Origin of the sequence: Lysinibacillus sp. NPDC096418, from assembly GCF_044762775.1 — a bacterium.
In the GTDB taxonomy this organism is placed as follows: domain Bacteria; phylum Bacillota; class Bacilli; order Bacillales_A; family Planococcaceae; genus Lysinibacillus.
The window spans coordinates 35,702-55,282 of sequence record NZ_JBIWEY010000023.1; the positions used below are offsets into that span (position 1 = coordinate 35,702).

General features: G+C 39.4%; 22 protein-coding genes. 15 read left to right on the plus strand and 7 right to left on the minus strand.

Annotated features, from left to right (window positions below):
* Positions 1 to 11: 11 nt before the first annotated feature.
* The 12 genes from paaA (at position 12) to paaX (ending at position 9,898) form a co-directional block, all read left to right on the plus strand.
* On the plus strand, positions 12 to 965 hold the full coding sequence (gene paaA / locus ACIQZG_RS16080) for a 1,2-phenylacetyl-CoA epoxidase subunit PaaA (protein ID WP_402756499.1): 954 nt from the start codon (positions 12 to 14) through the stop codon (positions 963 to 965).
* 24 nt (positions 966 to 989) lie between these two features.
* Positions 990 to 1,343: a 1,2-phenylacetyl-CoA epoxidase subunit PaaB gene (gene paaB, locus ACIQZG_RS16085; protein WP_402756500.1), complete on the plus strand. Its 354-nt coding sequence runs from the start codon at positions 990 to 992 to the stop codon at positions 1,341 to 1,343.
* On the plus strand, positions 1,336 to 2,136 hold the full coding sequence (paaC, locus tag ACIQZG_RS16090; RefSeq protein ID WP_402756501.1) for a 1,2-phenylacetyl-CoA epoxidase subunit PaaC: 801 nt from the start codon (positions 1,336 to 1,338) through the stop codon (positions 2,134 to 2,136). Before paaB ends, paaC begins: the two co-directional genes overlap by 8 nt.
* Positions 2,137 to 2,161: 25 nt before the next feature.
* Positions 2,162 to 2,659 (plus strand): 1,2-phenylacetyl-CoA epoxidase subunit PaaD, encoded by a 498-nt coding sequence (gene paaD, locus ACIQZG_RS16095; protein ID WP_402756502.1) that lies wholly within the window; start codon positions 2,162 to 2,164, stop codon positions 2,657 to 2,659.
* A 20-nt stretch (positions 2,660 to 2,679) separates the two neighbouring features.
* Positions 2,680 to 2,982: an EthD family reductase gene (locus ACIQZG_RS16100; RefSeq protein ID WP_402756503.1), complete on the plus strand. Its 303-nt coding sequence runs from the start codon at positions 2,680 to 2,682 to the stop codon at positions 2,980 to 2,982.
* The gene (locus ACIQZG_RS16105; protein WP_402756504.1) at positions 2,982 to 3,758 is read left to right on the plus strand and encodes an enoyl-CoA hydratase/isomerase family protein; all 777 of its coding nucleotides are present in this window, start codon (positions 2,982 to 2,984) and stop codon (positions 3,756 to 3,758) included. Before ACIQZG_RS16100 ends, ACIQZG_RS16105 begins: the two co-directional genes overlap by 1 nt.
* 2 nt (positions 3,759 to 3,760) lie before the next feature.
* Positions 3,761 to 4,534, plus strand: coding sequence for an enoyl-CoA hydratase-related protein (locus tag ACIQZG_RS16110; protein ID WP_402756505.1), 774 nt, complete (start codon positions 3,761 to 3,763; stop codon positions 4,532 to 4,534).
* Positions 4,535 to 4,550: 16 nt separating this feature from the next.
* Complete coding sequence (locus ACIQZG_RS16115; protein WP_402756506.1) at positions 4,551 to 6,059, plus strand: aldehyde dehydrogenase family protein; 1,509 nt, start codon at positions 4,551 to 4,553, stop codon at positions 6,057 to 6,059.
* A 75-nt stretch (positions 6,060 to 6,134) separates the two neighbouring features.
* A complete protein-coding gene (locus ACIQZG_RS16120) occupies positions 6,135 to 7,004 on the plus strand; it encodes a 3-hydroxyacyl-CoA dehydrogenase (RefSeq protein WP_402756507.1) in 870 nt (289 codons plus the stop codon).
* Positions 7,001 to 8,206, plus strand: a complete 1,206-nt coding sequence (locus tag ACIQZG_RS16125; RefSeq protein WP_402756508.1) for an acetyl-CoA C-acyltransferase — start codon at positions 7,001 to 7,003, stop codon at positions 8,204 to 8,206. Before ACIQZG_RS16120 ends, ACIQZG_RS16125 begins: the two co-directional genes overlap by 4 nt.
* 66 nt (positions 8,207 to 8,272) lie before the next feature.
* Positions 8,273 to 9,049, plus strand: coding sequence for an enoyl-CoA hydratase-related protein (locus ACIQZG_RS16130; RefSeq protein WP_402756509.1), 777 nt, complete (start codon positions 8,273 to 8,275; stop codon positions 9,047 to 9,049).
* 21 nt (positions 9,050 to 9,070) lie between these two features.
* Complete coding sequence (gene paaX / locus ACIQZG_RS16135) at positions 9,071 to 9,898, plus strand: phenylacetic acid degradation operon negative regulatory protein PaaX (RefSeq protein ID WP_402756510.1); 828 nt, start codon at positions 9,071 to 9,073, stop codon at positions 9,896 to 9,898.
* A gap of 46 nt (positions 9,899 to 9,944) precedes the next feature.
* Here the strand turns inward: paaX and ACIQZG_RS16140 are convergent, their stop codons facing one another.
* Positions 9,945 to 10,349: a PaaI family thioesterase gene (locus ACIQZG_RS16140; protein WP_402756511.1), complete on the minus strand. Its 405-nt coding sequence runs from the start codon at positions 10,347 to 10,349 to the stop codon at positions 9,945 to 9,947.
* A 14-nt stretch (positions 10,350 to 10,363) separates the two neighbouring features.
* The gene (locus ACIQZG_RS16145) at positions 10,364 to 11,323 is read right to left on the minus strand and encodes an NAD(P)H-dependent flavin oxidoreductase (RefSeq protein WP_402756512.1); all 960 of its coding nucleotides are present in this window, start codon (positions 11,321 to 11,323) and stop codon (positions 10,364 to 10,366) included.
* A 75-nt stretch (positions 11,324 to 11,398) separates the two neighbouring features.
* On the opposite strand from ACIQZG_RS16145, the gene ACIQZG_RS16150 reads away from it, so the two are divergent.
* The 3 genes from ACIQZG_RS16150 (at position 11,399) to ACIQZG_RS16160 (ending at position 14,768) form a co-directional block, all read left to right on the plus strand.
* Entirely contained in the window at positions 11,399 to 11,914 is a 516-nt protein-coding gene (locus tag ACIQZG_RS16150) for a gamma carbonic anhydrase family protein (protein WP_402756513.1), read from the plus strand.
* Between the two features lie 459 nt (positions 11,915 to 12,373).
* Positions 12,374 to 13,654: an RNA-binding domain-containing protein gene (locus ACIQZG_RS16155; RefSeq protein WP_402756514.1), complete on the plus strand. Its 1,281-nt coding sequence runs from the start codon at positions 12,374 to 12,376 to the stop codon at positions 13,652 to 13,654.
* Positions 13,655 to 13,853: 199 nt separating this feature from the next.
* Complete coding sequence (locus ACIQZG_RS16160) at positions 13,854 to 14,768, plus strand: DNA primase (protein WP_402756515.1); 915 nt, start codon at positions 13,854 to 13,856, stop codon at positions 14,766 to 14,768.
* A gap of 113 nt (positions 14,769 to 14,881) precedes the next feature.
* Here ACIQZG_RS16160 and ACIQZG_RS16165 read toward each other — a convergent pair whose 3' ends face one another.
* The 5 genes from ACIQZG_RS16165 to ACIQZG_RS16185 all read right to left on the minus strand — a co-directional run bounded on the left by ACIQZG_RS16165 (position 14,882) and on the right by ACIQZG_RS16185 (position 19,211).
* Positions 14,882 to 15,874 (minus strand): DUF4179 domain-containing protein, encoded by a 993-nt coding sequence (locus ACIQZG_RS16165; RefSeq protein ID WP_402756516.1) that lies wholly within the window; start codon positions 15,872 to 15,874, stop codon positions 14,882 to 14,884.
* A gap of 2 nt (positions 15,875 to 15,876) precedes the next feature.
* Positions 15,877 to 16,386 (minus strand): sigma-70 family RNA polymerase sigma factor, encoded by a 510-nt coding sequence (locus ACIQZG_RS16170; RefSeq protein WP_402756517.1) that lies wholly within the window; start codon positions 16,384 to 16,386, stop codon positions 15,877 to 15,879.
* 838 nt (positions 16,387 to 17,224) lie between these two features.
* Positions 17,225 to 18,070, minus strand: coding sequence for an HIRAN domain-containing protein (locus ACIQZG_RS16175; RefSeq protein ID WP_402756518.1), 846 nt, complete (start codon positions 18,068 to 18,070; stop codon positions 17,225 to 17,227).
* A 471-nt stretch (positions 18,071 to 18,541) separates the two neighbouring features.
* A complete protein-coding gene (locus tag ACIQZG_RS16180) occupies positions 18,542 to 19,015 on the minus strand; it encodes a hypothetical protein (protein WP_402756519.1) in 474 nt (157 codons plus the stop codon).
* Between the two features lies 1 nt (position 19,016).
* Positions 19,017 to 19,211: a helix-turn-helix transcriptional regulator gene (locus ACIQZG_RS16185; protein ID WP_402756520.1), complete on the minus strand. Its 195-nt coding sequence runs from the start codon at positions 19,209 to 19,211 to the stop codon at positions 19,017 to 19,019.
* Positions 19,212 to 19,581 lie beyond the last annotated feature (370 nt).

Genomic DNA, 19,581 nt, shown 5'->3' on the forward strand with positions numbered 1-19,581 from the left:
AGGCTTTTATGATGAGTGTAGCAACACAATTGTCTGAACAAGAATTACAAGAGCAGTTTGAGGCACGTATTGCCGCTGGAGAGAAAATCGAAGTAGATGACTGGATGCCAGAAGAATACCGTCTAGCACTAATTAAATTAATTTCTATGCATGGTATTAGTGAAATCATGGGTGCATTACCTGAAAAAGAATGGGTTCCAAAAGCACCAACTTTATACCGGAAACTCGGCATTATGGCGAAAGTGCAAGATGAGATGGGACATGGGCAATTATTACTGCGCGTAGCCGAAGACTTATTAAAACCATACGGCAAAAACCGCGGTGATATAATGATTGATTTATTCGAAGGTCGTTTAAAGTTCCATAACGTATTTCATATGGCAACAAAATCATGGGCAGATGCAGGCTTAATCGGATGGCTTGTCGATGGTTCTGCCATTATTTCACAAACAAATATGCTAGGCGCCTCTTACGGCCCTTACGCACGTGCATTACAACGTATTTGTGCGGAAGAAGTATTCCACGCACAACACGGTGAAGCAATTATCATGGCACTAGCAGAAGGCACAGCTGAACAACGTGAGCTTGTCCAAGACGCACTCAATCGCTGGTGGGAATCATTAATGTTCTTCTTCGGTCCAGAATCAAAAGAAACAACGGGTTCAAGTAAACAAGACGTGACGATTAAATACAAAATTCGCGTGTTATCAAATGAAGAATTACGTCAAAGCTTCTTAACGAAATATGTCCCGCGTATTCAATCGTTAGGATTATCAGTGCCAGATCCAACATTACACTTTGATGAAGCACAAAAAAAATGGATTTACGCACAACCAAACTGGGAATATTTCAAAAAAATCCAACGCAATGAAGGACCTTGCTCACAAGAACGATTAACACTTCGTCGTTCATCTTATGAAAATAATGCTTGGGTACGTGAAGCGCTAACTGCACTAGCAAATTAACTCTTTTAAGAGAGGGGTATTACCGTGGAAAAACAATCTTTCTACCAAGAATTCGAAGTATTCAGTAAACGAACACAAACATCACATTTCCAACACCAATTTAGTCTACTAGCACCAAACGAGGAAATCGCATTGATTATGGCACAGGAAAACTTTATGCGCCGTGAACCAGTCGTAGACATTTGGGTAGTAAATCGAAAACATTTACATGGCTTAACACAAGACAGCAAACAAGCTCTACAACGCCTAGACAATAAAGATTATCGTACAACAAAAGGCTACGGTTACTTAAAGAAAAAATGGCGTCACTATGAGCAAGTAATGCTAGATGAAAAAGAAATTCTCTCTTGGGCTGGAGGAGGTAAAAAAGATGACTAACGAAGTAACGCCTGAATTTAAAAAAGCTGTAACGATCCTGCTATATCAATTAGCAGATGATGATTATCTATTCTCTTATCGTGGCTCAGAATGGCTTGGGTTAGCACCTCACATCGAAGAAGATGTAGCTTTCTCATCCATTACACAAGATACAATGGGGCACGCAAAACTATACTACACACTGTTAGAAGAACTTGGTGAAGGCAATACAGATTCTTTAGCGCAGCTTCGACCAAAAGAAGAACGTAGAAATAGCCTACTTGTTGAACGTCCAAACGGTGAAGGCTACTACAAAGAAGCACCCAATTATGACTGGGGTTATGCGGTTGCACGTAACTTCATCTATTCAACAGCAAAAAAAGCAAAAATTGAAGCTTTAAAAGCTAGCAGCTATGGTCCAATCCAAGAAATAGCTACAAAGATTAGTGCCGAGCTATATTACCACCAAATGCACTGGACAGCTTGGTTTACTCAATTATTTACAGCAACAGAAGATTCACGAACACGTATGATTGCAGCATTTGAAGAGGTAATCAAAGATGCAGGTGATGTATTCTCATTCGGCGAAGTAGCACCGCGCCTGGCAACATTTGATTTAATCGAATCCGAAGAAGCCTTAAAAGAACGCTGGTTTGCGATTATTAAACCAACATTTGAATCCATAAAAATCGCTTTACCAGTACTACCAACACCTACAATCAATGGCCGTAATGGTCAACATACAGATGATTTAACATCAGCGATTGAGACCATGTCAGAAGTCTATCGTTCTGATTTAGCAGCAAGTTGGTAATGTCAATTTACAAAGGAGGGTGACTATGACAACTACTGAATTGCACGAGGCGCTCATCTATGAAGTACTTGATACAGTGAAAGATCCTGAAATCGATACGGTAAGCATTATTGATCTTGGCATGATTGAGCGTGTTCAAATTAATGATGGCTCTGTACGTATTGAAGTGCTACCAACATTTTCAGGATGTCCTGCACTGACAATCATTCAACAAAATATCGAAAGAGCGATTTCTCAATTAGAAAACGTTCGTGAAGTAGCTGTCGTTTTTATTAATAATCCTACTTGGACTTCCGATCGTGTAACAGTAAAAGGGCGAGAGGGCTTAAAGCAATTCGGCATAGCCCCTCCACCTCGATTTTTAAAAGAAGACGGTTCTTGGCATGTAGATTGCCCCTACTGTGGTTCTACGTATGTCACGATTGAAAATATATTTGGTCCCACAGCATGCCGCAGTATTTTATATTGCAAGAGCTGTAAAAACCCGTTTGAGGCAATGAAATTAATTTCTACTTCAATGTAGACAAAGGAGCGTATTCAACTATGGCTAAATTAGTCGCATTATATAAACACCCTGCAGATAAGGCAGCATTTGACGAGCACTATGAAAAGGTACACACACCAATTACAGCAAAAATTCCAGGCTTACGTGAAATGAAAATTACAAAGTTCAGTTCAACACCGATGGGCACAGATTCACCTTATTATTTAATGTGCGAGATGACATATGATAGCGCGGAAGATTTAAAAAATGGACTACGTTCCCCAGAGGGCAAAGCATCAGGAAAAGATTTAATGAGCTTTGCGAGCGACATTGTCACACTTATTATCGGTGAAGAAGCGTAATGACAGCATTCACATTTATTGAAGTAACGATTGACAACGGGGTTGGGTATATCTATTTGAACCGTCCTCGCCAATATAACTCATTAAATCGTGCAATGGTACGCGAAATTATGTATGCGATGGAACAATTTGACCGTGACGACTACGTACAAGTGATTGTCGTAGCAGGGCATGGAAAAGCTTTTTCATCGGGTGCAGATATCGACGAAATGGCTACAGACAATACTGTCCATTTAGAGTTACTAAATCAATTCGCTGACTGGGATCGTATCGCGCAAGTTAAAAAGCCTATTATCGGTAGTGTCAAGGGGTTCGTGTTCGGTGGTGGCTTTGAATTAGCACTTTGTTGTGATTTATTAATTGCAGCGGAAGGCACTGAATTTAGTTTCCCTGAAATTAACCTCGGTGTTATGCCTGGCGCAGGTGGTACACAACGTCTCACTAAATTAGTCGGACGTACAAAGGCATTAGAATGGATTTGGAGTGCCGCCCGCATTACGGCCGAAGAAGCACTCACACATGGCATTATCAACAAAATTGTCCAACCAGAAATATTAGTAGAAGAAACACAGAAAGTTGCGGAAATGCTCACAAAAAAACCAGCACTCGCTGTACGCCTTATTAAAGAGTCCGTCAACAAAGCTGTGGACTACTCACTTTATGAAGGCATGCAGTTTGAACGTAAAAATTTCTATCTATTATTCTCTTCAGAAGATCAAAAAGAAGGCATGCAAGCATTCGTTGAAAAACGTCAACCGAACTTTAAGGGGAGATAATTATGTTTGAAACTATTCAATATGAACTAAAAGAATCTGTGGCATATATTTCGTTAAATCGTCCTGACACATTAAATGCATTTACATCACAAATGAATCACGAAATTCGTACTGCTGTGAAGCAAGCGACTGCAGATCATACAGTACGTTGCATTGTGTTACGTGGTGAAGGACGTGCATTTTGTTCCGGTCAAGACCTGTCTGTAATCGACGAAAATATGAAACTCGGTGATATTTTAACAGACCATTATGGCCCAATGGTGCAACAAATACATAGCTGCGAAAAACCAATTATCGCAGCTGTGAAAGGTGCCGCAGCTGGTGCTGGCTTTAGCTTAGCCCTTGCCGCAGATTTTCGTATTATGGCGGAGAGCTCTTTCTTTATGAATGCTTTCATTCATGTAGGATTAATCCCTGATTCTGGGAACTTATACTACTTAAAACAGTTAGTAGGAAACGCCAAAGCACTTGAAATTTCTATACTTGGGCAACGTATTAAACCAGACGAAGCCAAACAATTAGGCTTAGCAAATGCTGTCTACAACAATGACACTTTTGAAGATGACGTCCATGCATTTGCCCAACAAATTGTACAACTGCCAACAAAGGCAATTGGCCTTATTAAACGTAATATCAAGGCCGCAGAACACCTCAAGTTTGAAGACTTCCTTACGTATGAAGCACAAAGCCAAAGTATTGCCGGTGCTACAGAGGATCATCAAGAAGGTATGAAAGCATTTACAGAAAAAAGACAGCCTCAATTTAGTGGACAATAAGAAGGAGTGAATGACAATGACACAACAAGTACAAGAGCAAGTATCAGTGAAGCGTGATTTTTACCATTTAATTATTAATGGTGAAAAAGTTGAAAGCAGTAATGGTGGGACATTCCAAACGATTAACCCTGCAACAGGTGAAGTCGTTGCAACCGTCGCAAAAGCATCACAAGAAGATGCCTCGCGCGCAGTACAAGCGGCGCGCGAGGCTTTTGATCACGGTAAATGGAAACAATACCCTATTAATCGCCGTGCACAAGTACTCAACAAGATTGCTGCCATCATGCGTTCACGCTTCAATGAAATTGTAGAACTTGAAATGCTTGATACAGGAAAATCACTTGGCACTGCACAAGGTCAAGTACACCAAGCAATCGAAGACTTCGAGTTTTATGCAGGTGCAATCGTCGGTCACCGTGGCACAGTGAACAACTTACCAGGTCAATTCCATAACTACACAGAGAAAGAGCCTGTCGGTGTATGTGCTCAGATTGTTCCTTGGAACTATCCACTAATGATGACCGCATGGAAAATTGCCCCAGCTATCGCTGTTGGCTGTTCCGTTATTGTCAAACCAGCTTCTTTAACACCTTTAACTGCCATTATTTTAGGCGAAATATGCATAGAAGCAGGCGTTCCGGCGGGTGTTGTGAACATCATTCCAGGCTCAGGTAAAGATGTAGGGAATTACTTAGTGGAACATAAACAAGTCGACAAAGTAGCCTTCACAGGTTCTACACCTGTCGGCAAAGGCATTATGGAAAAAGCCTCTCAAACGTTAAAACGTGTCACATTAGAGCTTGGTGGAAAGTCACCAAATTTAGTGTTCGAAGATGCAGATATTGATGCTGCAGTAGATGGTTCACTATACGGTATTTTCTATAACTCAGGTCAATCATGTGAAGCACGTTCACGCTTATACGTGCACAAAGACATTTACGATGAGTTTTTAGAAAAGTTTGTCGCAAAAACAAAAGCGATTAAACTAGGCGATCCCTTCGATAAGGGCACACATATGGGCGCAATTATCGACTTAGATCAACTAAATGTCATCGACGGCTATGTACAATCTGCCATTGAAGAAGGCGCGACAATTTTAGCAGGTGGAAAAGTTGCGACAGTTGAAGGCTTTGAAAATGGTTTCTGGTACGAACCAACTATTATTGCAGATGTGAACCACTCTATGAAAGTTGTACGTGAAGAAATCTTTGGTCCAGTGGTAGTTGTAATGCCATTTAGTGATGAAAAAGAAGCGATTCGTTTAGCAAATGATTCAGAATTCGGCTTAGGCTCAGCGGTTTGGTCAAAAGACGGTGCACGTGCTACACGTATTGCAAATCAAATCCAAGCTGGAATCGTAATGGTTAACTGCCCATTCTCTGCAATGCCAGGTACACCATTTGGTGGCTATAAGCAATCTGGTTTCGGTCGTGAACTATGTATCGAAACATTAGATTTATATACAGAAACAAAGAGTATCATTTCATATTATGGTAGCCGTCCACTAAATCCCCTAGGCGTCTAACCATTATTACAAACCATATGCGATGAGACATCCCCACTCTTCGTATATGGTTTTCACAACAAGGAGGTAGCTTTCATGAAAAAAGTCATTGTCATCGGATCAGGTGTTATGGGTCGCGGAATTGCTTATGTGAGCGCTATCGGCGGTTTTGAAACAGCGATTATCGATATTAACGAGCAGGCGTTACAAAATGCTCAAAAAGAAATTACGTCTATTTTTGAAAAATCCGTTCTACGTGGAAAATTAACAGCGCAAGATGCGGAAGACGCGACGTTACGTTTAGCTTATGTGACAGACTTAGCGACTGTCGCAAAAAATGCGGACTTAATCATTGAAGCTGTACCAGAGAAAAAGGACATTAAAAGAGCCGTATTTGAGCAGATGGAACAGTTTGCATCCCCACACTGTTTATTTGCGACAAATACTTCAACAATGAGCCCAACAGAAATTGCTTCCTATGCGAAGCGACCTGAAAAAACAATCGCAATGCACTTTTTCAACCCTGTACATAAAATGGAACTGGTTGAAATTATCAGAGGTCTTGAAACTAACGATGAGACAGCACAAACAATTCGCGAAATTGCGGAACAAATGGGTAAACAAACCGTTGTCATTAACGAATTTCCAGGTTTCGTTACAAGTCGCATTAGTGCACTTGTTGGCAACGAAGCATTTTACATGTTACAAGAAGGTTTAGGCACACCCGAAGATATTGATAAAGCGATTAAACTTGGCTTGAATTACCCAATGGGTCCATTCGAACTTGTCGATTTGGTTGGTCTTGATGCTCGCCTTAATAATTTACGTTATTTACATGAAAAGCTCGGTGAAAAATACCGACCAGCTCCACTACTCGAACAATATGTACAAGCTGGGCGTTTAGGTCGGAAGAGTGGAAAAGGCGTTTATGACTATACAGAGCAAAAAGAGGTGGTAAAAAAATGAGTGAAGTCGTAATTGTAGATGCAGTGCGTACACCTATTGGTCGCTATAAAGGTGCATTAAAATCCGTGCGTCCTGACGATCTAGCTGCCATTGTTATTAAAGCGCTGGTAGAACGGAACCCACACGTACCAACCGATCAAATTGAAGATGTTATTTTTGGAAATGCCAACCAAGCCGGCGAAGACAATCGAAATGTCGCACGTATGGCAGCATTACTCGCAGAACTACCTATTGAAGTTGGCGGAACAACAATTAACCGTCTATGCGGTTCCGGTATGGATGCGATTCATTTCGCAGCCCGTGCCATTAAAAGTGGCGAAGGCGATATTTTTATTGCAGGTGGTACAGAAAGCATGACGCGTGCACCATTTGTCATGGGGAAACCTGAAGTGGATTATCCACGCGGCGATCTAAAGATGTTTGATACGACCATCGGCTGGCGTTTTACAAACCCCAAATTACAAGCGATGTACGGCGCTGATACTATGCCTCAGACTGCTGAAAACGTAGCACAGCGCTTTAACATTAGTCGTGAGGAACAAGATGCATTTGCGTTAGAGAGCCAGCAACGTGCGAAAAAGGCAATTGAAGCAAATCGTTTTGCCGAAGAAATCGTACCCGTACGTATCAAAGATAAAAAAGGAAATGAAATTATCGTTGAAACAGATGAACATCCACGTCCAGATACAACATTAGAGGCACTCGCTAAACTAAAACCTATTTTTGAAAACGGTACGGTTACAGCTGGTAATGCTTCTGGTGTGAACGACGGCGCATCTGCACTATTACTTATGAGCGCTGAAAAGGCAAAAGAACTTGGTATTAAACCTTTAGCTCGTTATGTAACAGGTGCTGTTGCAGGATTAGCACCATCTGTTATGGGATTAGGGCCCATTTATTCTTCACGAAAAGCACTACAGCGTGCGGGGTTAACTACAAAAGATATCGGTCTTTATGAACTAAATGAGGCATTTGCTTCACAAGCATTAGAATCGATAAAACAACTTGAACTAGACCCAACAACAGTAAACGTAAATGGCGGCGCTATAGCATTTGGCCACCCACTTGGTGCGAGCGGAGCCCGCATTATCACAACATTATTGTACGAAATGAAAAAGCAAAACGTCCATTACGGACTGGCTTCTATGTGTATCGGTGTTGGTCAGGGTATCGCGACAATTATCGAAAATATCGAAGCATAAATAAAAAACGGCACAATGATTGTGCCGTTTTTTTTTAATAGACTACTAAAAAGGGAGAGTTTGCAAATGGAAAGTATATCATTTAGAATAGAAAATTATATTGCTTATGTAACAGTAAATCGTCCAGAGGTGTTAAATTGTTTCAACTATGAAACACTAGCACAGTTGCAACAAGTTGTAGATGAATTATATATAAATGAAAAGGTCCGCGCTGTTATTTTTACAGGTGCAGGCGAAAAAGCATTTAGTGCAGGTGCAGATTTAAAAGAACGAAAAACATTAACAACACAAGAAGTACGTCGGAACGTACGAGCAATCCGTGATGTATTTAATAGTATTGCAAACTTACCACAACCGACCATTGCCGGAGTCAATGGACATGCATTAGGGGGTGGCTTTGAATGGCTATTAGCCTGTGATTTTGCAATTGCTGTTGATGAGGCAATACTTGGATTAACGGAAACGAGTTGGGCAATTATTCCTGGTGCGGGCGGTACTCAAAGACTGCCACGTCTAATCGGTGAAATGAAGGCTAAGGAAATGATTTTAACTGCAGCAAAAATCACAGCTACAGAAGCGATGGCACTAGGTATCATTTTAAAAACGGTGCCACGTGAAACATTACTAACAGAATGTGAAGCACTCGCAACACGTATTATGCAAAATGGACCTGTAGCCGTCCGTCAAGCAAAATATGCTATTACACAAGGCATGAATACCGATTTACAAACGGGTCTTGCAATTGAATCGAAGGCATATGAGTTAGTCATTCCGACAGAAGATCGCCTCGAAGCCTTACAAGCATTCAGTGAAAAACGTCAACCTGCATTCCAAGGAAAATAAGCAAGAAAGTCGAGGGATAAAATGGGCGCAAATACACAATCGATGATTTTTACGCTCTATGGTGATTATATTATGCGCTATGGTTCGAAAATTTGGATTGGTAGCTTAATTCGACTATTGAAGGAATTCGGTCACACTGAGCAAAATGTACGTGTTTCCGTATCAAGAATGGTGAAGCAAGGCTGGCTACAATCCGAAAAAAAAGGAAATCGTAGTTATTATTTTTTAACAAAACGCGGCGAAAAGCGAATGCGAGAAGCTGCCAACCGAATTTTCAAACTAAAGCCAACGAATTGGGATCAAAAATGGCGTCTACTGATGTACACGATTCCAGAAGACAAACGCCAAGTTCGAGATGAACTTCGTAAAGAGCTTCTATGGAGTGGATTTGGCTCTTTTTCTAATGGATGTTGGATCTCTCCCAATAATTTAGAAGAAGAAGTTAAACTCCTTATTCAAAAATATAACATCGCTGATCATGTAGATTTTTTCACTGCCGAATATATCGGTCCACATGACCATGAAACACTTATTAAAAAAAGCTGGTCTTTGGGTGAAATTGAAGCTCGTTATGAGGAGTTTATGAATCAATATAGCAAGCAATATATTGTACATCAAAGTGCCATCTCTAGAAATGAAATGTCAGATGCGGAGTGTTTTGTAGAGCGTACAAATCTCGTCCATGAATATCGTAAATTCTTATTTATCGATCCAGGGCTTCCGCAAGAATTATTACCGTCTATGTGGAGTGGAAATAGTGCTGCGTTGTTATTCCAAGAATATTATAACTTACTAGAAGCTCCCGCCTATCAATTCTTTGAAGAAATTTTCCATGCTGATAATAAATAAAACATTAAAAGAGCTTATCCGTAAAAATGGATAGGCTCTTTTAATGTTAAAGTACCATTACAGAAGACGTTATTTTCGCGATACACTGCTCATTTTGAGACACTGTCGCCTCCACATAACATGTTTTCCGCCCTTTTTTCACAATCGTTGATTTAATCACAGCAGTCCCAATGTAAAGTGGTCTCAAAAATGTTGTCTGCAAATTAATCGTTGCAAAACCTTGTTTATTCTCTAATATAGAGGCCATTGAATAGGCCATTGTAATATCTGCTGCGGAAGTAATATATCCACCCATTACCACTTGATGCCCATTTAAAAATCGTTCATCAATCTCCCATGAACAAATAGCCTCTCCTTCAACAGCTGAGATCACTTTAATACATAGTGTTTGATCACACGCAGGTGGTTCCACTATCCCATTAATAACATCATTTAAATCAATCCTAGTCATGATGGGCCTCCCCCTTATTGAGACTGAAAAGTATTAAGTAATGTACGATTTAGACATTGCTGTGCATCCGTCATCATCTTTTCAATAAGTGTGGCAACAGTCGGTAAGTCTTGAATCACTCCTGCAATTTGCCCACTATTCATAAAACCACCTTGTTCATTGCCCTCAAGAGCGCCTTTAATATGATACGTTTCGGATGTACGTTCTTGATAATCCGCTAGCGTTATTCCGTTTGCTTCGTCTGCCAAAAGCGCTGATGCATACGGTGATTGTAATACACGGCGTACTTGTCCAACCGAGCGACCAAGAATAACTGTCTCTACATCGGTCGCATCAAGTAATCGTTGTTTATATGTCTTATGTACAGGCATTTCCTGCGTCGCAATAAAACGCGTCCCCATTTGTACACCCGATGCCCCAAGCATAAGCGCTGCTGCCAATCCCCGTCCATCACCAATACCCCCTGCTGCCACAACCGGAATAGAAACAGCATCCACTACTTGTGGAATCAGCGTAAATGTTGTCAGTTCTAAACTTGAATTAATGCCTGCAGCCTCATATCCTTCCACAACAAGTACATCAGCTCCGCCTTGTTCCGCCTTGCTAGCATGTTTGACGGATGCTACAACCGCAATCACACAAATATGATGGGCATGTAGCTTCTCAATAAATGGTGCCGGATTCCCTGCAGATAAAGAAACGACCGGTACTTTATGTGCTATAGCTAGTTGCAATAACTCTTTCGTATATGGGTTCACATTAATCGGAACATTAATAGCAAATGGTTTCCGCGTGAGTTGTTTTGTCGCCACGATGCGTTCCTCTACTTCCGCTGGTGTCATTGTCCCACAGCCAATCGTCCCCAATCCACCTGCATTCGACACAGCAGCTACGAGTATAGGACTGCTAATATTCCCCATACCACCTTGAATAATTGGATATTGAATCTCTAAAACAGAACATAAATGATTCAAAAAATACACCTCCCGTTTAAAATGTGTTATACTAAATTTTAACAAAATAATCAGATAAATGAAAGGGTGGATTTTATGGAGATCACATACGGTACAAAAAAACCAGCAGTACATACATCTGTATTTCAAGCGCCTGGTACGTATATTATTGGAGATGTAACAATTGGCGAACAATCATCTATTTGGTTTAATGCGGTATTACGTGGAGATGAAGATACGATTACCATCGGAAAACGCTGTAGTATTCAAGATAACGCAACCATTCATCTATATGAAGGCGCACCAGTCGTTGTTGAAGATGACGTAACAGTTGGCCATCAAGTGGTCTTGCACGGTTGTAAAATCGGTCGCCGTTCAATTGTTGGCATGGGTTCAGTCATTTTAGATCATGCTGACATTGGGGAGGAATGCATTATCGGTGCTAATACACTCATTACCCAAGGCGCAAAAATTCCACCCCGTTCATTAGTCGTCGGCTCGCCTGGAAAAGTCGTGCGTCAGCTACAAGACAAAGACCTTGAGTTAATCCAATTATCAATCGACACGTACGTCCAAAAAGGAAAAGAATTTAAAGAAATATTAGCCGATTAAATTCAACTCGTAAAAATCCATGAGAACACTCGGTTCATCTGAGTGTTTTTGTATGCCATGACCGCAACGCTCACTATATTCTATTCATTTCTATTATTTTTTCATTTTTTCCATCCTATTATAGACTTTCCTATTCTCTTCCCTACTTAAAAATCCAAAGAGCTCTCAGACACTTTTTAAATCGAGTTGACAAGTGAATCCTCGTCTCGATTCGTCTAAGAGCTCTTTTATTGTGCTCTTTTTTAAGAAAACTAGCATAAAACAACACGCAATAGAATAGAGAAAAATAGAGAAGCAAAAATACTTCATGCCATAGCATAGAAAAGAATTGAAAAATTTTGCAAAGAATAGGAGAGCGTAGCGTACACAAGAGCTACTCGCTAATGATAGAAAATTGATTAATCAATTATAATCGATTATTATTGATCTATACAAATAATCGATTGAGGGGTTGATTCGATGGAATGGAAAGAATCACTTACATTAGAGTGGAAACGCGAAGTAACCGAGGCCATCAAAAAAGAAGTCATTGCTTTTGCGAATACCATGGGGGGCGACCTCTATATCGGAATCGATGATGATGGACAGACAATTGGTCTTGAGAATGCACACAAATGCCTAGAAGCTGTATCGAGCATGATTAAAGATAGTATTAAGCCTGATATCTTAGCCCATACACGTTTAGAGGTCCTACAGCGCGATCAAAAAGATATCATTAAAATTCAGGTTTCACAAGGAAGTCGTAAACCATACCACCTTGCGAGTAAAGGCATGAAGCCCTCTGGTGTCTTTGTTCGTTATGGTACTTCTGTCAGTAACGCCTCTGACGAAGCAATTCGTCAAATGCTTATGGAATCAGACGGCTCCAATTTTGAAACAATGCGTAGTCTCAACCAATCCCTTACATTCAATACCGCTCAAACTTTCTTTGAAAGGATTCAATTAAAATTTGGTCCTGAACAGCAGCGTACACTAGGTCTATTAACCGATGATAGCTATTATACAAACTTAGGTTACCTATTCTCCGATCAGTGTGAACATACAATTAAATGTGCACGTTACAAAGGAACGGATAAACTGGAATTCCAAGATCGTAAAGAGTTTGATGGCTCTATTTTGGAACAAGTAGAGGCTGTATATGAGTACCTAAACTTATATAATGCCAAATCTTCTACATTTGAGGGATTACAACGTGTAGAGCAAGAAGAATATCCCTCTTTTGCGATACGTGAAGCGCTAATAAATGCGGTCGTACACCGAGATTATAGCTTTAGTGGCAGCATCCTCATTCACCTTTTCACAGACCGTATCGAAATCGTTTCTGTTGGTGGTTTAGTCAAAGGCTTAACACTTGAAGATATTGAGCTCGGTATTTCTCAGAGCCGTAATCCAAAGCTCGCCAATGTATTTTACCGGATGAAATGGATTGAAAGTTATGGAACTGGCTTACAACGAATAAAAGAAAGTTATAAACATTCAGTAGAAGAGCCATATTGGAAAGTAAGTCCAAATGCCTTTGCCGTGACGTTACCCAAACTGCAAGTCGTTCCACCCTTACAACAGGATGACCAAATTGAAAACTGGTTGAGTGATCAGGAAACGTTTACTGCAAGAGAACTGGAAGAATATTTGAACCGTAGCAAAGGCACTGTCCGTAAAATAATTGAATCGCTTATTAAAGAGCATCGTATTATTCGAGTTGGCAATGGTCCATCTACAAAATATGTCGTAAAAAAATAATTTATCTCAACACTTAAGAGCTCAGACAAATCGAGTTACCGGGGCATCCACCCCCATCTCGATTTATCTGAGCTTTTTTTAAGAAATCTAGCATAAAACAGAGCGCCATAGAATAGAGAAAAATAGAGAAGCAAAATAGTACATGCAATAGCGCAGAAAAGAATTGAAAAATTTTGCGAAGAATAGGAGAGCATAGCATATGGAACAGACGATTTCAATAGAAAAGCGTATACAAGAGGTGCTCACAAATGATCCATTATTTCAAGTAATCCAAGAAACACCAGCTGAGCAACATTTTTTATCCGAGCCATATTTACTCGAACTAATTGAAAAAAAATACTACTCCACGCCCGAAGTTGCAGGCTGGTTTGACGTAACCGATGCACAGCTCCGTTACTACATTAAACCATTTGAAGAATATCTCTTCGATGGACAAGCCACAAATCCAACAACAGCGACTGTCATTCGCTTAGACTTCAAAGCCATTTTGAAGCTGCGCATGATCCTACTATTAAAAGATGAGTACCGTGTAAAAGGCTTAAAACAACTTTTACGCATCAATGAAGATGGCCATATTATCAAACAAGTACCGACTCAAGAAAACTTACCCGACACAACTCACGACAAACGCTTAGATACCCTAAGCCAAGCATTCGCACAAATCATGCACACCGGATTATTCCAAATGGAACAAGATGAAGAGACTGAAGAAATGAAGCTCACGTTAAACGAGGATTTTCTCCATCAGAAAATCAAAGCACTTCCTTCCGAATCTTCGCAAGAAATTGAAAAGCTTCAATCGAAAACGGAACAGCTCGAGCAAAAAAATCAGGAACTAGCCGAAAAAGTAGAGGAGATTCTCACATCAAACAAAGAAGACATCGCCATCAGAATCCGAGAAAAACATATTGAACAAAGCGTCCTAAATAGCCTTGAAAACGAGGCCCTAAAGCAATATGTAGCCACAAAAGGATGGCAACTCTTCGGAAAACTTTTCCGTTCTTCTCACATCGAAATCGAGAAAAAGCAGTATATCGCAGCTTATATAGAAGAACATTTTTCTGAGCGATTAAAAGAAGAACTTCATCAGTACCATGAGCGATTGGTGGAGTGATGGGGAAACTCTGACGTAACATCGCTGGCCTCTTATGAATATGAAAATACTCCCTCAATAGATAAACAGCTTTGTCTACCTAGTAGGGAGTATTTTACAAGTTGGTTTTTAATTTAATTTTGTTTTTGCATATCCGTAATGAAAATTCGGTCACCAGTAAGCTGATTGGAATCATATAGTTCTACATAAATCGGCTGATCGACAAATGTTGCACCAGAGAAATTCATCACACCTGTTCTATTATCTTCTGTCGTTTGTGTTTGCCAATGATAAACTGTGCCAGCTTCGTTGACGAGTGCCATCCTTGAATTCTCATCTAGCGTATAACCACTAAAATATACAGTAGTAGAAATGGGCGTTGTGACAATGCTGTCAATCACAATACTTTGCCCGTTTGGTAAAGCCACTTGTTGATTCAGTTTCTTCACGATCGTCTGCTCCTGAACAGCTAATTGTGCAGCCTTAACTTCAAAAATCCAAGGCTCAGCAACACTTTCACCAAAAGGAGGCTCGCCGCTAGGTGTTAGCATACGGTCGTAGGAAAGTTGGATCGACACGAGCTCATCTTTAATTGGACCCTCGAGTTGGATTTCGTTATAAACGAGATACATATTATTGTTTTGCTCAATCGACTGTGCACTATTGCTTACTTTTTCAACTATTTGCCCATTTATTTTAATAGAAGGCACTAATTGATGACGATATGAGAAAGTCGAGTCCTCTGCAAGCTCCAAAGTTGCGCTAACTAATACTTTATCGTAATCCACAATGATTTCGTTTAATGTTAAATCTCCGAACCCAGTTGACATCGTTTGCCCAATCGTATTTTTATATGGTGTCCAGTCTACTTCATTTGACTGATTCCAGTTTTCTAAAAGACCAGCGACGAAAGGGATATTCGCGATTGATTGCTGATTGAAAGCGACAAGACTAATCGCTAATACGGCTGCCGCAGCAACTGAGCTACCTAGGTATCGGCGCTTTTTTTGCGGTAGTTTCTTTAAAGCACGGCGCTTGATTTGCTTGCGCTCGACTTTTGTTAACCACTGATCTTCAAATTCAGTTAAATCCATTTCGATATCATTAAAATCTTTATACATGCTCATTTCTACACCTCATCTTTTAAAAATAATGTGCGTAATTTTTTACGGCTACGTGATAATTTATTGTGCACCCACGATTCTTTTGCCTCATATTGCTCGGCGATTGTTTTCGTTTCGACACCTTCAAAGTAATACTGCTTGAAAATGTGCTGCTCCTGCAGTGGTAGTTGGGCGAGTAAGGTTCCCCAGTCGAGTGATAGTTTCTGCTGGTGGGACAACTGCTCTGATAGCTCGACCATTTCTTGCTGACGCTGTATTTTTCGCAGAGCATCAATCGCTTTAAACTTCGCAATGACAGCGATCCAGTTTTTAAATGTATTTTTTGTGTAGTCAAAATCGTCAATGTGGTACCAAATGGACACGACGATATCCGCCATACATTCTTCAATCTCTTGAGGTCTGCCAGCGATATATTTACGAACAATCGCTTGTAGTAGCCCGCCATATTGTTCGAGTAGCATCGTTATACCTTGCTCTTGCTGCTGCTTTATCGCTTGTATTATTTTGTCATCCATCGTACACCTCATATTTCGTACTAAACGTTATTTCGCGAAAATTCCGTTCACTGTTATATTCGTTGCATATCTTAAAACCTATCATACCGTTTTGATTTTTTATTCAAAAAAATAAAGGCACTTCACCAAAATCTGTACTTGATAGCACATTCCACTACAGGCGGACTCTTTCTGCGGAGACAAACCGTGGGCTTCCTCGTCGTTTTCCGTTCCATGCGCTTACTTCGTTTTTAAATCAAGTACATGTTTCGATATTGCATAAAAAATTTATGCGAATATTCACCTTGAACATTAAGACAGAAGTTGTTCCCTGAAAATCAGTGCTAAGGTTGGTGCATTAAAAGCGTCCTAAACGCCTTGAAAACAAAGCCCTAACGCAATACGCAGCAACAAAAGGATGGCAACTCTTCGGAAAACTTTTCCGTTCTACTCAAATCGAAATTGAGAAGAAACAGTATATCGCTACCTATATAGAAGAACACTTCCCTGAAAAACAAAAGTAAGAACTTCACAATTACCACGAGCGATTGGTCGAGTAAATCATCTCATATCCTGAATCACAAAACGCTTCCAGTTGAGAGAAAGCGTTTTTTCTATATAATTTATGAAATATTCAAATTACAAGAAGGGTTTTTAAGTTAACTAATAAGGAGTGATAATAATAGCAGATCGTACACTAGGATTCAAAGTAACCGATGAAGTACACGAAGGATTTAACGGAGCTCGAACTACATAAAAAGGACTTGATGCTAACTGGATAGCACCAAGCCCATTCTTCTATAAAGATTATCGTGGAAACTGGTTATTTAAATAATGTAGCTGTATCTACCATACTACATTACTTCCATTCATCTTCATCTGGATCATAGCGGAGTCCATATTCTACATCAGGCTCTATTTCATGATAATCATCATGAAAATCATATACCTCCGCCTCCAAGTCCCTTTTCATACTCTCCATTAAGATACCAGATGTATCTCCCACTGGATAAGGGGTTGCATTCCCATGGGATACAACGGCATCACTCCTCCACTTATTGGTAACATCCACCGAGAATCCATGATAAGGTGCGCTTTTTTGTCCACCATGTACTTGTGCAACATAACCAAATAGCTTTACACCACTATCTAATATAGTTGCAATTTTTTCAGATTCACTTTTGGGAATATAGCCTACCTTAGAGCCATATTGATTCATTAATGCAACAGCGTATGGATCATGTGGGTTGTTTTTTTCACGTACTATACGGATTTTTGCGCCTTTTTGAAGCGCACGAACTAGATTTTGTCGGTTATCCTTTGTGACTCCTGCTGCCTTATATGTATATGTAAATGTTCCCTGTGACACTAGCTTCGTCTTACTATCACTCTTCAAGGATGTTTGCTCATTTTTTTGAACAAGTAGTTCTTGAAGATTTTTATTCTCTTTTTGGAGGGATGCAATTTGAGCAGTTATTTCTTTTAATTTCAAGGACAGCTCTAGAGTTTGATCTTGTTCAACCCGTTTTCTTAGCACTTCATTTTCCGATTTTAGCTTTTCATAACTGTTTTTATATTCATCTTCCTTCAAAGACAGGTCATTCAATTGCTTTGCTAGACGCTTATTTGTCTGCTGTACTTCACATAACTGCTTACTAAGTCTCTCATTTTCTTCCATTACCTTCTTGGATTTTAAAAAAAACATGGTAACGCTCCATTCCTTAGTAGAAATTGAAATAAAGAAAATAAATCCCAATCCCAAAATCTCTTATTTTAATAAAAATATATCATAGCTTACCGTTGAAAACCCTCGTTTTTTTCTAAAAATAAACTATAATGGTGAAATTGATAACAAGACCTTTATACATAACTACATAGCTCCTAAACACTTAACCTACTAACCCAAAACTATCGTAACCCCATTCGTAAAGAAGCTCGCCATCATGAAATTCATCATGGCGAGCTTTCCTATCTCTCACAGTATTCCTTCTATTACAGGGCCCGTCAGATTTATGCGGATTTACAACCGTAGCAAAAAAATATCCTCATACGATGGTTTGGGAACTATAATTAAATAATTTAACTATCAGGTATTGTTTGAATATATCCAGAAGTACAGAATACTACTAATAATATTTTGTGTGTTAAATTTAGCTTTCTCTTCAACAGAAGCTCTCTAAATTAAGTCTTTATTTTTCATATATGATTTACGCAATGATATATATTGAATTCCAAATAAAAATACGCCCGCTATTGCTAAAAATATAAAAAAATCTAACTGACTTTCTCTACTATCAAAAAACGAGACACTTCCGATTAAATAAAAAAAGATGGATAAAACAAAATAAATTACAACAAAACCTATACTTTTTTTTCGTAACAACTTTACTTCTTTTTTATATTCTTTTTCTGTACTAATCTCTGTGTACTCAATACCAGAAAAAATGTAACGTACCCCTACATAAAGAATGATACTGAATACGCAAATAACTAGCATTAATTTAGATGTCATCGGGAAAAATAATTGACTAATCATCATTAAAGCTAAAACAAGCACAACTTGTACAACAGCAGCTTCTGCTAAAAAAATCAACATTTGACGCTCTTTATATTCGTCATCAGGTAAGAGAATTTTTAACCAAGTTTTCATTTTATTCAACCTCCCAAAATAAACCATCTAATGTTTGCCCTAGTTCTTTTGCAATTGCTATACACAGACTTAATGTTGGATTATAATCGCCTTTTTCAATTAAACCAATTGTTTGTCTTGTGACCCCGACTTTTTTAGCGAGTTGCTCCTGTGTCACCCCTTTTTTCATACGCACAAATTTCACGTTATTTTTCATATTACGCCTCCGATGCAATATATACATTGCAAATGTTAACTATATATTACATTCTGTTTTATAAATTTGCAATAAACTTATAAAATTTTTGAGAAAGAGGTAACGACCTAATTACGAATGTATACTGAAAACAAAAAATCCCCAAATCAAAGCTTGGTAACATTTCAAACAGCGACAAGTACTGTTAAATCAGTATTTGTCGCTGTTTATATTAGAAAATAACGCTCTGAGACGCTGTGAGAAATTATTTTAAAGAGGACTGTTCGATCCACTTGTTCTGAATGGCTGTAACATATAAATAGACTCCCAATGAAATGTTACCAAAGAATGCTTCGGGGGCGTTTTCGAAATTTAACTAACGGCACAGTTC

Excerpts from the sequence above, each read along its gene's own strand:
- paaD (WP_402756502.1), top strand. The coding sequence starts at position 2,162 with ATGACAACTACTGAATTGCACGAGGCGCTCATCTATGAAGTACTTGAT.
- ACIQZG_RS16125 (WP_402756508.1), top strand. The coding sequence starts at position 7,001 with ATGAGTGAAGTCGTAATTGTAGATGCAGTGCGTACACCTATTGGTCGC.
- ACIQZG_RS16120 (WP_402756507.1), top strand. The coding sequence starts at position 6,135 with ATGAAAAAAGTCATTGTCATCGGATCAGGTGTTATGGGTCGCGGAATT.
- ACIQZG_RS16175 (WP_402756518.1), bottom strand. The coding sequence starts at position 18,070 with ATGTTTTTTTTAAAATCCAAGAAGGTAATGGAAGAAAATGAGAGACTT.
- ACIQZG_RS16130 (WP_402756509.1), top strand. The coding sequence starts at position 8,273 with ATGGAAAGTATATCATTTAGAATAGAAAATTATATTGCTTATGTAACA.
- ACIQZG_RS16105 (WP_402756504.1), top strand. The coding sequence starts at position 2,982 with ATGACAGCATTCACATTTATTGAAGTAACGATTGACAACGGGGTTGGG.
- ACIQZG_RS16165 (WP_402756516.1), bottom strand. The coding sequence starts at position 15,874 with ATGAGCATGTATAAAGATTTTAATGATATCGAAATGGATTTAACTGAA.
- paaX (WP_402756510.1), top strand. The coding sequence starts at position 9,071 with ATGGGCGCAAATACACAATCGATGATTTTTACGCTCTATGGTGATTAT.
- ACIQZG_RS16160 (WP_402756515.1), top strand. The coding sequence starts at position 13,854 with ATGGAACAGACGATTTCAATAGAAAAGCGTATACAAGAGGTGCTCACA.
- ACIQZG_RS16115 (WP_402756506.1), top strand. The coding sequence starts at position 4,551 with ATGACACAACAAGTACAAGAGCAAGTATCAGTGAAGCGTGATTTTTAC.
- ACIQZG_RS16150 (WP_402756513.1), top strand. The coding sequence starts at position 11,399 with ATGGAGATCACATACGGTACAAAAAAACCAGCAGTACATACATCTGTA.
- ACIQZG_RS16100 (WP_402756503.1), top strand. The coding sequence starts at position 2,680 with ATGGCTAAATTAGTCGCATTATATAAACACCCTGCAGATAAGGCAGCA.
- ACIQZG_RS16155 (WP_402756514.1), top strand. The coding sequence starts at position 12,374 with ATGGAATGGAAAGAATCACTTACATTAGAGTGGAAACGCGAAGTAACC.
- ACIQZG_RS16140 (WP_402756511.1), bottom strand. The coding sequence starts at position 10,349 with ATGACTAGGATTGATTTAAATGATGTTATTAATGGGATAGTGGAACCA.
- paaC (WP_402756501.1), top strand. The coding sequence starts at position 1,336 with ATGACTAACGAAGTAACGCCTGAATTTAAAAAAGCTGTAACGATCCTG.
- ACIQZG_RS16185 (WP_402756520.1), bottom strand. The coding sequence starts at position 19,211 with ATGAAAAATAACGTGAAATTTGTGCGTATGAAAAAAGGGGTGACACAG.
- ACIQZG_RS16110 (WP_402756505.1), top strand. The coding sequence starts at position 3,761 with ATGTTTGAAACTATTCAATATGAACTAAAAGAATCTGTGGCATATATT.
- paaA (WP_402756499.1), top strand. The coding sequence starts at position 12 with ATGAGTGTAGCAACACAATTGTCTGAACAAGAATTACAAGAGCAGTTT.
- ACIQZG_RS16180 (WP_402756519.1), bottom strand. The coding sequence starts at position 19,015 with ATGAAAACTTGGTTAAAAATTCTCTTACCTGATGACGAATATAAAGAG.
- ACIQZG_RS16170 (WP_402756517.1), bottom strand. The coding sequence starts at position 16,386 with ATGGATGACAAAATAATACAAGCGATAAAGCAGCAGCAAGAGCAAGGT.